General features: G+C 64.0%; 13 protein-coding genes and 4 tRNA genes. 14 read left to right on the top strand and 3 right to left on the bottom strand.

Annotated features, from left to right (window positions below):
* Positions 1–92 precede the first annotated feature (92 nt).
* Entirely contained in the window at positions 93–1,865 is a 1,773-nt protein-coding gene (locus CKO25_RS04725; RefSeq protein ID WP_200386778.1) for a 2-oxoacid:acceptor oxidoreductase subunit alpha, read from the top strand.
* Position 1,866: 1 nt separating this feature from the next.
* A complete protein-coding gene (locus CKO25_RS04720; protein ID WP_200386777.1) occupies positions 1,867–2,703 on the top strand; it encodes a 2-oxoacid:ferredoxin oxidoreductase subunit beta in 837 nt (278 codons plus the stop codon).
* Between the two features lie 39 nt (positions 2,704–2,742).
* Here CKO25_RS04720 and folD read toward each other — a convergent pair whose 3' ends face one another.
* Positions 2,743–3,597, bottom strand: coding sequence for a bifunctional methylenetetrahydrofolate dehydrogenase/methenyltetrahydrofolate cyclohydrolase FolD (folD, locus tag CKO25_RS04715; protein ID WP_200386776.1), 855 nt, complete (start codon positions 3,595–3,597; stop codon positions 2,743–2,745).
* Between the two features lie 193 nt (positions 3,598–3,790).
* On the opposite strand from folD, the gene CKO25_RS04710 reads away from it, so the two are divergent.
* The 12 genes from CKO25_RS04710 to CKO25_RS04655 all read left to right on the top strand — a co-directional run bounded on the left by CKO25_RS04710 (position 3,791) and on the right by CKO25_RS04655 (position 12,593).
* Positions 3,791–3,867: transfer RNA gene (locus CKO25_RS04710), tRNA-Pro, on the top strand.
* A 57-nt stretch (positions 3,868–3,924) separates the two neighbouring features.
* Positions 3,925–4,001, top strand: a tRNA-Arg gene (locus CKO25_RS04705).
* Between the two features lie 64 nt (positions 4,002–4,065).
* Positions 4,066–4,141 (top strand) — tRNA-His (locus CKO25_RS04700).
* Between the two features lie 71 nt (positions 4,142–4,212).
* Positions 4,213–4,288, top strand: a tRNA-Lys gene (locus CKO25_RS04695).
* Positions 4,289–4,382: 94 nt separating this feature from the next.
* Entirely contained in the window at positions 4,383–4,667 is a 285-nt protein-coding gene (locus CKO25_RS04690) for a hypothetical protein (RefSeq protein ID WP_200386775.1), read from the top strand.
* A 22-nt stretch (positions 4,668–4,689) separates the two neighbouring features.
* The gene (locus CKO25_RS04685; protein ID WP_200386774.1) at positions 4,690–4,926 is read left to right on the top strand and encodes a DUF433 domain-containing protein; all 237 of its coding nucleotides are present in this window, start codon (positions 4,690–4,692) and stop codon (positions 4,924–4,926) included.
* Positions 4,923–7,595 (top strand): DUF5615 family PIN-like protein, encoded by a 2,673-nt coding sequence (locus tag CKO25_RS04680; protein ID WP_200386773.1) that lies wholly within the window; start codon positions 4,923–4,925, stop codon positions 7,593–7,595. Before CKO25_RS04685 ends, CKO25_RS04680 begins: the two co-directional genes overlap by 4 nt.
* Positions 7,592–8,548, top strand: a complete 957-nt coding sequence (locus CKO25_RS04675) for a general secretion pathway protein GspB (protein ID WP_200386772.1) — start codon at positions 7,592–7,594, stop codon at positions 8,546–8,548. The genes CKO25_RS04680 and CKO25_RS04675 overlap by 4 nt, the downstream gene beginning before the upstream one ends.
* Before the next feature lie 179 nt (positions 8,549–8,727).
* Positions 8,728–10,170: a magnesium transporter gene (gene mgtE / locus CKO25_RS04670; protein ID WP_200386771.1), complete on the top strand. Its 1,443-nt coding sequence runs from the start codon at positions 8,728–8,730 to the stop codon at positions 10,168–10,170.
* 14 nt (positions 10,171–10,184) lie between these two features.
* The gene (locus CKO25_RS04665; protein WP_200386770.1) at positions 10,185–11,252 is read left to right on the top strand and encodes an ABC transporter substrate-binding protein; all 1,068 of its coding nucleotides are present in this window, start codon (positions 10,185–10,187) and stop codon (positions 11,250–11,252) included.
* Positions 11,253–11,303: 51 nt separating this feature from the next.
* Positions 11,304–11,762, top strand: coding sequence for a hypothetical protein (locus tag CKO25_RS04660; protein ID WP_200386769.1), 459 nt, complete (start codon positions 11,304–11,306; stop codon positions 11,760–11,762).
* A gap of 39 nt (positions 11,763–11,801) precedes the next feature.
* Positions 11,802–12,593, top strand: coding sequence for a DUF2726 domain-containing protein (locus tag CKO25_RS04655; RefSeq protein WP_200386768.1), 792 nt, complete (start codon positions 11,802–11,804; stop codon positions 12,591–12,593).
* A gap of 55 nt (positions 12,594–12,648) precedes the next feature.
* On the opposite strand, the gene CKO25_RS04650 is transcribed toward CKO25_RS04655, so the two are convergent.
* Both CKO25_RS04650 and CKO25_RS04645 read right to left on the bottom strand, forming a co-directional pair.
* Positions 12,649–12,990 carry a Rieske (2Fe-2S) protein gene (locus tag CKO25_RS04650; RefSeq protein WP_200386767.1) on the bottom strand — a complete coding sequence of 114 codons (342 nt, stop codon included), beginning with the start codon at positions 12,988–12,990 and terminating at the stop codon, positions 12,649–12,651.
* Between the two features lie 10 nt (positions 12,991–13,000).
* Positions 13,001–14,122 carry an anthranilate phosphoribosyltransferase gene (locus tag CKO25_RS04645; RefSeq protein ID WP_200386766.1) on the bottom strand — a complete coding sequence of 374 codons (1,122 nt, stop codon included), beginning with the start codon at positions 14,120–14,122 and terminating at the stop codon, positions 13,001–13,003.
* Between the last annotated feature and the right edge of the window lie 168 nt (positions 14,123–14,290).

The following is a 14,290-nucleotide window of genomic DNA, read 5'->3' as shown; positions in this document are numbered from 1 at the left end:
GCGCGGCGGAGTATGATGAGGCACCCATTGCGCAGGCTCGGCGACGGCCTGTTGCCACGGGAAGGTCTCTTTGCGAATCGGCATTCTGCATCATGAACGAGCGATTGACACACGACCCGGGCACTGCCATTGCCATCATTGGTTCTGGCGGCAGTGGGGCCGTAACGGCGGGGCTCATCCTGCTGGCCGCAGTCGGGCACACAGGGTATTACGGGCTGCTCGGACGCTCCGCGGGGCCACAGATTCGGGGCGGTGAGTCCGCTGCAATGCTGCGTTTCGGGCCGCACCCAGTCGAATGCATGGGAGACCATTTCGACCTTCTGGTTGCACTGGATTGGGACACTGTGGGGCGATTCGCCGATGAGTTGCCGCTCGCGTGCACCAGCATGATTCTGACCGATGCGCGCCACGACGAGGTCCCCGCAGTGCTTGGCGGTCATGGCGCCTCGGTGCATGCCCTGCCCTGGAGGGACTTGGCCAGCACCCTGCCTGAGGGGCGCGTGAACATGGTCGCACTCGGTTCGGTTGGCGCTCTGTTAGGGCTGCCTTTCGAGGCGCTTGAGGCGGGGGTCCGTGCCACGCTCGGCGAGAAAGGCGAGCGCATCTTGGCCCCGTCGCTTGCTGGGGTTCGTGCCGGATACGCGTCCGGTGTGGACCTGGGCCTGAATCCACCTCGCGTGTCAGGGGGCGGCGCGGCAGCCCCGGTTGCGGCGCGGTGGAATCTCAGCGGCAACGAGGCGGCGGGTTTGGGCGCGGTGCGGGGTGGTGTGCGGTTCGTCGCGGCCTACCCGATCACTCCGGCCAGTGAGATGCTCGAGTGGCTCGCGCCGCGTTTGGAGTTACTTGGCGGTTCGCTCTTGCAGGCCGAGGATGAACTGGCCTCGGTCAATATGATCATCGGTGCGTCCTTCGGTGGCGTGCCGTCCTTAACGGCAACCTCCGGACCGGGTTTGAGTCTGATGATGGAAGGTCTGGGGCTAGCGGTGGCGAGCGAGACCCCGGTGGTGGTCGTGAATGTGCAGCGTGGCGGTCCCTCGACGGGAATCCCCACGAAGTCCGAACAGTCGGATCTCAACATCGCGCTACATGGGTTGCACGGCGATGCCCCACATCTGGTCCTGGCGGCCTTGGGGATTCGTGATTGCGCCGCGACGGTGGAGTGGGGGGTACGGCTTGCGGAACATCTCCAGACGGCGGCAATCGTGCTCTCCGATCAAATCCTTGGACAGTCGCGTGCCATCGTCGACCCGCTCACCGATCAGCCGTTTGGTGGCGCCGGTCAGGCACCGCTGCAGCGTGTGATCGCGCCCCTGGCGGACTCCGATCATCGTCGCTACCGGTCGACTGCGACGGGTATCTCGCCGATGACCCTGCCAGGGATGCCGGGTGGCATGTACACGGCTGACGGGCTCGAGCACAATGAGGCTGGTACGCCCTCGAGTCGTGCCGCCGATCATCTCGAACAACTCGAGAAACGATTGCGCAAGTTGACCGATTTCGATTATGGCAGCGCATGGGCCGAGATTCGTGGCGAGGGAGAACGCGTGCTCTTGACCTGGGGGTCTGCCGCCGGAGCGGTCTTCGAGGCCGCCGCGCGTTTGCGTGCGGCCGGGTCGCCAACCAAGGCTATTGCCCTGCGACTGCTCGCGCCCTTGCCACGGGCAGCCTTGCTCGACGCGCTCGGCGGTGCAAGCCAGATCCTGGTGGTGGAGCAGAATCAGGGGGCTCAATGTTTCGCCTATCTGCATTCGCTCCGGGTGCTGCCGGGACATGCGAGCTCCTATGCCCGACCTGGCCCCTTGCCATTGCGCCCCGGCGAGATCCTGGACGCCGTCGAACGTGACCAGCCCACCCGAGAGGCTTGAGATGAATGCCCCATGTGAGACCCCAACGCGGCGCGCGAAAGACTATCGATCCGCGATTGCCCCCGTGTGGTGCCCAGGCTGTGGACATTTCGCGGTACTGTCGGCCGTGACCAAGGCCCTCGCGCACCTCCAGCTCGGTCAGGAGCGCGTCGCCATGGTCTCAGGGATCGGCTGTTCCTCACGTCTGCCCGCCTACGTCGAAACCTATGGTTTCCACGGCATCCATGGACGGGCCCTGCCACTCGCCTCCGGTCTCAAGGCGGCCCGTCCGGATCTCACCGTGATCGTCACCGGTGGCGATGGAGACGGGTTTTCGATTGGCGGGAATCACTTTCTACATGCTTGCCGTCGGAACATGGATCTCACCTACATCGTCATGGACAATGCGGTCTATGGCATGACCAAGGGGCAGGCCTCGCCGACGACGGAAGCGGATTGGCGCCGGAGCAAGCTCACGCCGCACGGCAGCGGCTTGCGTCCCTTCCTACCCGCAACGATCGCCTTCGCCGCGGGCGCGAGTTTCATTGCGCGTGGTTTTGCCGGCGACCCCAGCGGCCTGACGACACTTCTGGTGGCGGCGATCGAGCATCCCGGCTTTGCCTTTCTCCAGGTGTTGAGCCCGTGCCAGACCTTTCGGCCCGAGCAGAAGGACTGGAAACAGAAGGTCCACGCGAGCACGGTGGAGCCGGCGTCGGACCCCATCGAGGCAGCCCGTTTCTTGCAGTCCGATGACGGGTTTGCCCTCGGCGTGCTCTATGCCCGGCGCCTGCCCGTCTGGCAACCACGCAACCAGGTGAGCGCGACTCCGGCGGACTTGGAGGCGGCATTCCTGCGCTGAGTGACCTCGCCGGATGTGCTGGTGAGCAGGCGCCGCCGCTTACTGCTCGGCGTGCTCGGCGGCGCTGAGGGTGTTTTCGAGCAGGCTGGCAATGGTCATCGGGCCGACTCCGCCCGGAACCGGTGTGATCCATGCGGCGCGCGCGGCACAGCTCGGGAAATCGCAGTCGCCAACCAGCCGACCGTCCGGTGTGCGGTTGATGCCAACGTCGATCAGCATCGCCCCGGGCTTGATCCACTCGCCCTGGATGAATTCGGGTCGGCCAAGGGCGGCGACCACCAGATCGGCGGCGCGCACTTTCGCAGCAAGTCCTCGGGTGCGGCTATGGCAGACGGTGATGGTGCAGCGCGCGGCGAGGAGTTCCAGCGCCATCGGGCGGCCGACGATGTTGGATTGTCCGATGATGAGGGCATCCAATCCCTCGAGTGACTGACCGGTGCGCGCTAAGAGCGTCATGATGCCTTTCGGGGTACAGGGTCGCAGCAACGGTCGGCGCAGCACCAGACGGCCGACGTTGACGGGATGGAAGCCATCGACGTCCTTCGTGGGTAGGATGCGCTCCGTGACCGCGGCCTCGTCGATCTGCGCGGGCAATGGCAGTTGCACGAGGATTCCGTCGATCTTGGGATCGGCATTGAGTCGGTCGATGCACTCGAGCAGTGCCGTTTGGCTGACCTCGGCCGGCAACTCAATGAGTTCAGAGTGAAATCCGACCTCGGCGCAGGCCGCGCGTTTGTTGCGTACGTAGAGATGGGACGCTGGCTCCGCCCCAACGAGGATCACGGCCAACCCAGGTGCGCGCTGACCCGCGTCGCGGCGCGCCTCGACGCGGGTGCGAATCTCGGCGCGGATCTCCGCGGCGACCCGTTTGCCATCCAGAAGCTGTGCGCTCATCTTCGCCCTTGTGTTGCGATGTTCGAGCGGCATGATAACCATGACGGGAGCGGATGCAAACGGTGCGCGGGGCTGGCGTGATCCGCCGCGCGCCGGTCAGCGGAGTCGACGCCGTGACGCTCTCTTTAGTTGACTGCCGGGGCGGTCAAGCGTATGATTCCGGTTCTTCGGTTTCTGAGACGAGTTTCGGAATCGGGGTATAGCGCAGTCTGGTAGCGCGCCTGCTTTGGGAGCAGGATGTCGGGGGTTCGAATCCCTCTACCCCGACCAATTGCGGACTCACGCGAGTTCAGCCCCTGAATGCCGGCTTCGATGCGCATGCAACTGGCGCTCGTAGCTCAGTTGGATAGAGCAACGGCCTTCTAAGCCGTGGGTCGCAGGTTCGAGTCCTGCCGAGCGCGCCAACGAGATACAGGTCGGTATGCGTGAGGGATTCGTGTCAGTGCCAATGTGTTGCAAGTGACTATGGTGGACGTAGCTCAGGTGGTAGAGCGCAGGATTGTGATTCCTGTGGTCGTGGGTTCGAGCCCCATCGTCCACCCCATTTTCTGACGTCAGTCTTGGCATCATCTCTCGCTCGCGGGATGAGGCCGAACAAGATCGCAATTCACGCGCGGGCCGTTAGCTCAGTTGGTAGAGCAGTGGACTCTTAATCCATCGGTCGTAGGTTCGAATCCTACACGGCCCACCAACCCAGACCCACGGATTTAAGGTTCGCGTGCGCGGCATGAATCCCGACCCTGCCTATCCGATACCCGTACGCTCCGGTTCACTGACCGCGGGCGGTGACCATCACCGGCCGCGATACCCTTCTTGCGCACTCAGATCCCGACCTTGATAGGACGCACACCCTGGTCGTCTTCCTCGGCATCGGTTCTCGCTTCCACGTCGGGTCAATCGGCTCGTGGCGATCTCGTCTTGATGTTGGACGTATCATGCTCGTCGTGGTTGTCTACGGTTGGGTGACATCGGTCATCAGGCGATTCATCCTGACACCCGTTATCCTCTGGTTGCTCGCATGGTTTGCGTTTGGTTCACCTCATGTCCTTGTCGCTTCCTTGTTGATGTGACGGCTCGATCGAGAAGCCTCTGATGACTGTGCTGGACTCAAGTTCACTGATTGCTAGCGATCCTGAGATTCGCGATGGGAAGCCCTGTTTCGTCGGGACACGCATCTGTGTCCACGACCTGCTGGAGTACTTGGCGGGGGGGATGACCGAAGGCGCGCTGTTGGCCGATTTTCCCAGCCTGCAGCCGCGGCATGTGCGAGCCGCTTTAGCCTATGCCGCGCAACGCGCGTCAGCATCCAGTGACCCGCGCCCGCGATGAAATTACTGCTCGACGAGAATTTGAGCTCAAAGCTCCCGGGCTTGCTCGCGGATCTCTATCCAGGGAGCAGTCACGTCGAGACGGTTGGGCTCCGCGGTGCCGCGGATCGCGTCGTATGGGAGTTCGCGAAGACTGAGGGATACGTCCTGGTTTCGAAGGACGATGGCTTCAAACAACGCAGCCTGCGACTCGGCGCGCCCCCCCAAGTGCTGTGGCTGAATGTCGGCAATGCGGGAACGGCGTTGATCCTAAGGCTGTTACGTGAGAAGCGGCATGAGGTGCAACGCCTGGTCGCACTGACACCGACCCAGATGGGCGGCCAGGGGGTCAGAGCAACCGTCCTGGACTCCGCCCCCGACAGGCACCCCGTGCTTGGGATCGGTGTCGCCGCGCCCGATGTGTTGGCGCCCACCCCGACGTCCGCGCGGTCACCGGCGCCGGGAGCGCCCCAGGTGGAAAGCGTCCCCGCACCGAACGGCGCACCGCGCGTCAGCGCCATGTATCCGAAATATTTCGGCCTCAAGGAGCCCAGCTTCTCGATCGCGCCGGACCCGCATTATCTCTTTTTGAGTGAGCAACATAAGGAAGCACTGGCGCATCTCCTCTATGGCGTCGGCGAGAGTGGGGGCTTTGTCCTGCTGACCGGTGAAGTGGGAACGGGCAAGACGACCGTGTGTCGCGCGTTCCTCGAGCAGTTGCCCGCGGGCGTCGATGTGGCCTTGATTCTGAACCCGGCGGTCACTGGCAATGAACTGCTGCTGAATCTGTGCGATGAATTCCGCATTCCCGTGCCAGAGGGCGAACGCTCGATCAAGTCCCTGATCGACCGGCTCAATGCCTTCCTCTTGGATGCGCATGGCAGAGGACGTCGGCCCGTCCTGATCATCGATGAGGCCCAAAATCTGCGCCCGAAGGTCTTGGAACAGGTCCGGTTGTTGACCAACCTCGAAACGACCAAACACAAATTGTTGCAGATCTTTCTGATTGGGCAACCCGAGTTGCGTCGGATGCTCGAGCGCGATGCCCTGCGCCAGATCAATCAGCGAATCACGGCGCGGTTCCATTTGCGTCCCTTCAAGTTGGCGGAAACCCGGGACTACATTCGACATCGTGTGGCGGTCGCCGGGGTTGACCGGCCGTTGTTCACGGCTGCCGCAATCCGCTTGATCCATCAGCGTGCGGGGGGCGTTCCCCGCTTGGTGAACATCCTCTGTGATCGTGCGCTCCTCGGCGCCTGTGTCACCCGTGCTTCGCAGGTGACACCGGCGATCGTGAAAACGGCGGCGCGCGAGGTCCAGGGCGAGTCCATCGATGCCCCGCCGCGCCCGGCGATCCGACCGGCGTTCGGGGTGGCCGCGGCACTGATGCTGATGATGGTGGCCGGTTGGCTCGGTTACTCGGCGCTCTCGGGCCACTCACCACGCGCCCTATTGGACACCCTGCCGGCCGAGCGCTGGGCAGCGGCTGCGGGGTGGTTGGGCGCCGTGACCGATCGCGGCGATGCTGAACCTCAAACAGGGATCGCGCCGACGGGAGGGCCGGAGGCAGCGGAAGTTGCGCAGGCCGCGCCTGAGTCGGAGTCTGCGCCTGATGGTGAGTCGGATGTCGAGGATCTTGGCCCGGCGGATGTCGAACTGGCCAGTGATGCGGGTGATGCGGCGTCGGAGTCGGCGCGGATCGCAGCAGGTGACCGCGCGCCCGAGGATACGCCGATCCTAGAGGTGACGAGTGCCCTGTCCGCGGCGAACCCGGCAAGCGCAGGCGAGCAGGACGATGAGACAGAACAGGAGCGACCCTCCTCCCCCGCGCCCAGCGAGATGGATCCGGCCGAGGCCGCTGTGATCATTGATCGCGCGGCTCGCTCGGAGGCAGAGGCACTGCCGACGCTGCTCGGGCGTTGGGGATTGCAGGAGGTGACCCTGCCCTCCCCGGATCCCTGTGCCGGACTGCCGGCGCTGGGTCTGCGCTGCGAGCGCGGACAGGGGACGTTAGGCGATTTGCGGCGTGCCGATCGTCCCGCCTTGCTCCGTCTGGCCAATACTGCCGAGGACGCGCGCTTCGTGGTCTTGGGGGCGCTCGACGCCTCCACGGCAACGCTCGACTGGGAGGACCAGTCGCAGCGCATTCCGCTAACGGCGCTCGAAGCCCGGATGAGCGGGGACTATCTCCTGGTGTGGCGACCGCTGGCGAACGGAGTACCCCTGATCGGCCCCGGGGCCGCCGGTGACATGGTGCTGCGGTTGCGCGAACTGCTCGCGCAGGTTCCCGGTGCCGAGATCACCGTCCCGGGTTCGCCGCTCTACGATCGCGGCTTGCGACTTGCCATCGAGGCCTTTCAATCCGCGCATGGCCTTGCCGCGGATGGTATCGTGGGGCCGCGAACCATGATCCAATTGAACAATGTCACGGCGCGTTCTGGCATTCCGCGATTGAGTCAGCCGGCCGAGCCAGAGCCTCTTGACGCGCTTGGCGATCCACCTAGCGATCCATCAGAGTTGCCCGAGCGCGAGAGGGCGAACGCGGAGGATGCTGCGCCTGCGACATCGCGGGCTGATGGCCTCGGCACCTTGAATTCAACCACACCGAACCCGCAAAACAGGAGCCGAGCGCCCAACCATCCGGAGACGATCCATTCGACTGCGGCGTTGAAGGAGTCCCCGTCGGCATGAGCTACATCCTGGAGGCCTTAAAGAAGTCCCAGCAAGAGCGGGAGTTAGGCCGTGTGCCGACCCTGGATACCAGTGGTCTGTTCAGCGAGGATACGGAGCCTGCGACGAACCCGCGCTGGGGTTTGGTCGCGGTTGGCCTGGCCGGCGTGGCTGTTGTCATCGCGCTCTATGCCGCACTGCGTCCAACTGCGCCGCTGCCAGAGGCCGAGCCGCGCTGGGCAAACAGCGCCACTGGTGTGGATGATCTCGTGTTGGTCGCGCCGATCAATCCGGGCGACGTGGCGTCGATGGTGTGGCCCGCGGAGCAGGCGCCCTGGGGAGGCACGGGGCAGGGTGATCGCGCGCCGCCGGACTCAGCATTGCCCCTAGCGTCACCGCGGGGACCGAGTGGTGTGTCCCCTGAGGTGGCGGGCTCTGCCGCCACGCCGCCACGCCCGTCCGCCAGCCTGCGTCCAGGACAGGCCGAAGTCGATATCATCGACGATGAGGCGATGGCGTTCGAATCGGTCCTCGATCCCTGGCTCGAACGCGAACTCCTGCGTGAACTCGAAGCGGAGCCCGCGGGTGTCGCGGCACCGCCGGTGCCGCCTCCGCCCGCGCGGCGTCCGCAGCGCGCGGCAGTCCCCGAGGATTTGATCGAGGATATCGAAAGTTTCAAACAACAATTGCGCCGCGAGCAGGGCATCCCGCCGCCGCAATCGCAGCGCCAACCGGCCACCATCAGCGGTGATCCGACCAAGCTGCGTCTGACCCCACTGCAGCAGGCCCAGGTCCCGGCCTATTTCATGACCGCGCACGTCTACGATACCGATCCAGCCAAGCGGTTCGTGCTGATCAATGCGCTGCGTTATGTCGAGGGCGAGGAGACGCGTGATGGGCTGCGCGTGGAGCGGATCATTCCTGAGGGTGCGGTCTTGAGTTACCTCGGCAATCCCTTTTTCGTCCGGCGCTGACCGTCTCGATCCGTGCTCACCATGCGCGGATCGTGGGGGAAGAGGCGCCATCCGTGCGGCTGCGCAAGCGCTCCTGGCGTTGCTCCAACGCCGCCGCGTGACTCGCAACGCGCGTGAGATTTCCGTACAGTGATGATCCGAATCCTTCACCTCTCAACCCAGCCGCCCACATTCCTTCCATGACTGAATCGAAGACCGTCGAGGCCGATGACACGCATCGCCACCTGCGCGATGTCGAGCGACTCTTGACCCGTCTGCGTCTGGTCGACACCTTGGTCCACCGTCAACAGATGCCGCATCAGGCCTTGGTCGAAAACATCACGCACCGTCAGAATCTCGGACGACTGCGGCGCAAACTTGATCAACTCCATCCGGCCGACATCGCCTGTATCCTCGAGGCCTTGCCGCTTGATGATCGCTTGTTCGTGTGGGATCTGGTCAAGTCGGACAAGGATGGCGATATCTTGCTCGAGGTCTCCGATGCGGTGCGCTCGACCTTACTGGATCGGATGGATCCAGAGGAGATTCGGGCCGCGGCTGAGACACTCGACGCCGATGAACTTGCGGATCTCGCCCCCGACCTCCCCCCTGAGATCATGCAGGACGTCCTCGCGTCGCTCGATCAAGAGGAGCAGGAGCAGGTTCGTGCCGCCATGTCCTACCCGGAGGGGACGGTAGGCGCCTTGATGGACTTCGACATGGTGGCCGTGCGTGAGGACGTCACCCTCGAAGTGGTGCTCCGCTATCTGCGTCGGTTCGATGCCTTGCCCGATCACACGGACAAGATCTTCGTGATTGATCGTGAAGAGCGCCTGCGTGGTGTCTTGACCCTTGAAACACTCCTCATCACGGATCCCGAGACGGAGGTCGGGGCCGTCATGCAGACGAAGCAGATCATCAGTTTTTCACCTGATGATCGCGCCGACGCCGCCGCCAACGCCTTCGAGCGCTATGATCTGGTGTCGGCCCCGGTGATCGACTCCGGTCGCAGTGTGATTGGCCGCCTGACGGTCGCCGAGATGGTCGATCACATCCGCGAGGAGTCCGAGGCCGAGATTCTCAGCAACGCCGGCTTGCGTGAGGAGGAGGACATCTTCGCGCCGGTGATTCGCTCGGTGAAGAATCGCTGGGCCTGGCTTGCCATCAACCTGGTCACCGCCTTCGTGGCCTCGCGGGTGATCGATCTGTTCGAGGGGTCGATCGAGAAACTGGTGGCCCTTGCCGCCTTGATGCCCATCGTCGCGGGGATCGGAGGGAATGCTGGCAATCAGACCATCACGATGATCGTGCGCGCGATTGCCATGGGCCAGGTGCAACCCTCGGCAGTGTGGCGTCTACTGCGCAAGGAACTGGGCGTTGCCGTCATCAACGGGGTCGTCTGGGGCGGGGTCATCGGCGTCTTGGCCTGGCTGCTCTACGACAATGCTGAATTGGGAATGGTGATGACCGCGGCCATGACGCTAAATCTGTTGCTGGCGGCCACGGCAGGGGTCCTGATTCCATTGATTCGCCAGCGGTTTGGTCGGGATCCAGCGCTGGGTAGCTCGGTGATGATCACCGCCTTGACGGACTCGGGCGGATTCTTCATCTTTCTCGGGCTGGCAACCCTCTTTCTGCTTTAGTGGCAACGCACGCCTTGTCACACCGGCGGTTTATCCTGCTCTGCGTGCTGCTGTGCGCCGGCGCCCTCCTGTTGGTTGGTTTCCTCCTCCCGGACGTCGAGCGACTGGTGCGAGCCGACCTCCCGGACGAGACGCATGTGACGGTGCTCGCGCGCGGCGATGGCGACACCCTGCTGGCGGCAACGCAGGTGGGTACGATCTGGCGCCTGAAGCATGGGGTCTGGCGGCAGGAGCGCACCGATCTCGCTGGTCATCTGGTCCTGGCCTTGGGCGGTGACGTCGACCGCATGCCGATTGGCACGGCTTCGGGGCTCCTGATGGAGCACGCGGTGGGGCCGATTCCAGGTGATCCGCGGGTCAGTGATCTGTTGGTTTGGGGTGACGCATTGCTTGCGGCGACCGGTGCTGGTCTCTGGGTCGCAGTCGGGGATACTTGGTCTCAGCCGCTGGCCGATCGCAACCTCTATCGGCTCATCGCGCAGCCCGGACCCGACGAGACGATCCTGCATGCCGGGACTATCGGCGATGGGGTCTACAGTGCACCGGCGCGAACCCTGACGCAGTCCTGGCAGCCGAACAGCCTAGCCCTTCCGCATGGGGTCAAGATCTTGTCGTTCGCCGTGACCGCATTCGGGCCCGTGCTCGCGGGGACGGATCAGGGGCTCTTCTGGCAGTCTGCCCCCGGAACGAGCTGGCGGGTCTTGGATCCCCAGTTGCACGGGCGCCGCATCCTCGCGTTGTTTTGCGAACCGATCGTGATGAACGATGGGCAGCAGCGTCTCTGGATCGGCGGCGACGCGGGATTGGTCTCGGTCGATCTGTTGATGCGTGACGGGCGTCTTCTCGCCGCGGGTGTGCCGCGGGTCTACCCGCCCTTGTGGGAACCCTTACGGGCAGGCGTGAGTTGGATTCAGCCTAGCCCGGATGGGTTGGTGATCAGTGCCGGCGCCCTCTACCGATTGCAGTCGGTCCGACCACCAGGTTGGTTCCGTTTTCCGCTGGCCGCGATCATTCTGGTGGTGGCGGTCGGGGGCTGGTGGTGGCTGAATCCGCCATCCGAGTCGGGTGACTCGGCACGATGAGAGTGAGCGGGCAAGGGGCCCGACACCTATTTGTTCTCGAGGAGTTGGTGCATGGATCGTTTCACGCGCAACGCCGTCATTGGAACGGCGCTTTTGACTGGTCTGTTGATCCTCTCGGTACTGCCCTGGGATGACCGGAGTTGGAGCCCGCGTATCTGGCAACTGAACGATCTCCTGAAACAGGATGAGATGCTCGCAGCCTATCCATACGAGTTTCGCGCCCTGTTGTTCCTCAACGGGATCGTGACCCTAAAGCGACCCCATGACGCGGCGATCCCGGTCGCGGTTGCCCTGGGGGCGCTGGAGCCCGCGGTGGCCGGGAAATCGCCCGACGACCCCGCCATGGTGGCGGCACGGGATCGTCTTCAGCGGCACGAGATGCGGGCCATCGAGTTGATGCTCGAACAACCCGATGTGCACTCGGTGATCTGGTCGTTGGATCGGGCCTGGCTGAATGGCAAAGGGATTTCACTACCTAGTCCGGACGCCGCCGCAAGCGCGGCACAGTGAGGTCGACGCCGTGCGCCGGGTTTTCCGCGAGGTCTGATCATGCAACATTTCTATGCCTTGCTCGGGTTGATGGCGATTGTCATGATGGCCTTCGCACTCAGCCTGGTGAGGCTTGTCCGCCGTCGCGGGGGCGCGCCTTACCGATTGGACAAGATGCTGTTTTCGCCCCGGGAGCGAGCCTTCAAGGCGGTCCTGGAGTTGATCCTGGGGCCTCGTTATCACATTCATGGCAAGGTGCGGGTTGGCGAGATCATCGCGCTCGCACGGGGTTTGGATCGGCGCACCCGCGAGCATGCCGAGTCACGACTTCCCGATCAGTCGTTCGATTACGTGATCTGCGAGGCGGACACCAGTGCGATCGTGTGTGCCGTGAACCTGGCGCCAGCCGGGCGGCGCTGGCCGTGGCCGATGGCACGTGGCTCGCTCGATCGCATCTGCATCGCCGTCGGTTTGCCGTTCGTGCGGTTTCGCGACAGTGATGCGCACTCGCTCGTTGAGATCGAGAAGGCCCTAATGGCGGCGATGCACGGAACACCGCGTGAGAACAGTCGTCTCGCTGCCGAGCGCGCGGAGGAGGAGTCTGCGCTGTGGCAAGACTCCGCCCCCGCGCTCGGGGCACCACGTCAGGGTGCGCCGGATTCTCGGGCCACTCCAGCGTTGCGTCCGCGTTTAGGCGCCGCCTCGTCGCGGACGCCGTCCATCACTGAACCGCGTCGTATCGAACCGCAACTGGGACTCGACGCGGATCTCGATGCCGCCCCGGAACCGCGCATCCGCTTCGAGGATCTCGACATCGAGGGGCCACGGCGACAGGGTCGTGCATCATCCTGACGGCGCCGCGACGAACGTCAACGTCCCTGCGTGACCCGAGCCGGCATGCTGTCTTCTAAGCAGACGAGTCTGAGTGATCTGAGTCGCTCGGATCGAGCCAGATCTGACCCTCCGCGATCCGCAACCGATAGGTTCGGATCGGCTGATCCGCTGGGTCGTCCAGAGGCTGCCCAGTACGCAGACTGAAGCGACTGCCATGCAGCGAGCACTTAATCCGATCGCCGTCGAGGCAGCCATAGGACAAGGGGTAGTCCTCATGGCTGCAGTTGTCCTCGACGGCATAGAAGTGCCCACCCGTGTTGGCGATCAGGTAGTCTTGGCCTTGCACGGTCACCTTGATGAATCGACCGGGTGCAATCGTGTCAGTGCGGGCGACGGCGACATAGGTTGGATCCATGATCGTCTCCTCAACGCACTCGTTTGGCGGCTCGACCCGAGTCTAGGACACTGCGGATCCGATCCGCCGCCGCCGCCAGCGACCCCTCGCGGCCGAGGTGCCAGAGGATGAGGGCGCCACCACAGACGAGACTGTCGTAGGTGGGACCCCGTGCCCCCTCCAGGGCCGCGAGGCCAGCCTGCGCGGCGGCCTGGGCCGTGGCCTGTACGTCGACGGCAACGGCGATCTCGTCACCGGGACGGGTGGTCTGTGGCAGATCCTCGGGCAGAGGTACAGCACGCACCGATTGACTGATCCCCAGCTCGGTCGGGTCGATCTCGAAGGATTGCTCCTCCGACATCTGCTGATAGTTGAAGCAAACCCCTTTCTGACGCAGCGATGGAATCACGCCACCCTCCACCCCGCGCACCAAGAGCGCTGATTGAAAGCCCGCATGGCGCGCGAGCAGGGCATAGATCCGCGGGTAGGGTTTATGAACGTAACCCGTCACCAGATGGGTGTGTTTACGGCCATGAATGGGCCGGGCCATGACCTCGACGGTCGTGATGGCTTGACGCTTGACGATCGTCGAGCGGAGCTCGACGAGATTATGCAAGGGTCCGCAGAATGAACGTTGGTCGAGATAACTCCAACCCACGGAAGGGTCGACAAGGCGCTGCGCCGCCTCGACTGGGGTCAGATCGACAGGGACGCCGGCGGCATCGAGCACATGACGGTGTGTGACGCCGAACTTCGGCCCCACCGCATGAGCGCTATGGCTGATGGCGGCGACCCCACACTCAGCCAGCACCGGCATGAGGAAGGGCGAGGCCGGGAGACAACGGTTGTAGCCATCGTAGGGGTCGGCGATGTCGACGATCTCGTCAACGTCCGCGACCACGTGTCCGGTGACATCCCGGATCGCGTCCAGGATCCCCTTTAACTCATCATCGGTCTCACGCTTCATGCGCAGCGCGATCAGGAAGATGCCGGCCTGGACCGGATCGACGGCGTGATCGAGGATAGCCCGCATGCCGACACGCGCCTCCTCGAGTGAGATGTCCTTCGACAGCTCGGGACCGGTGGCGATACGTTGCAGGATCGAACGCATCTGCATCCTCACGTCACTCGCGCTGCTCGTCTCACGACTCATGTTTGTCCTCCAGACCAAATGAATTCACGTCTCACGCGACGCTCAGGTTCGACCGACTGTCTCGCCTCAACGCATCAGAGCAGCGTGGAGGCGGGGAGTCGCAATCTCAACGACCGGGGTACGGAGAGAGAGTGGTCAGTGTCCCCCGCTGGCCCTGACGCGGCGCTG

Origin of the sequence: Thiocapsa imhoffii (genome assembly GCF_016583985.1) — a bacterium.
Classification (GTDB): domain Bacteria; phylum Pseudomonadota; class Gammaproteobacteria; order Chromatiales; family Chromatiaceae; genus Thiocapsa; species Thiocapsa imhoffii.
This window is presented reverse-complemented; position numbering and strand designations above follow the sequence as displayed.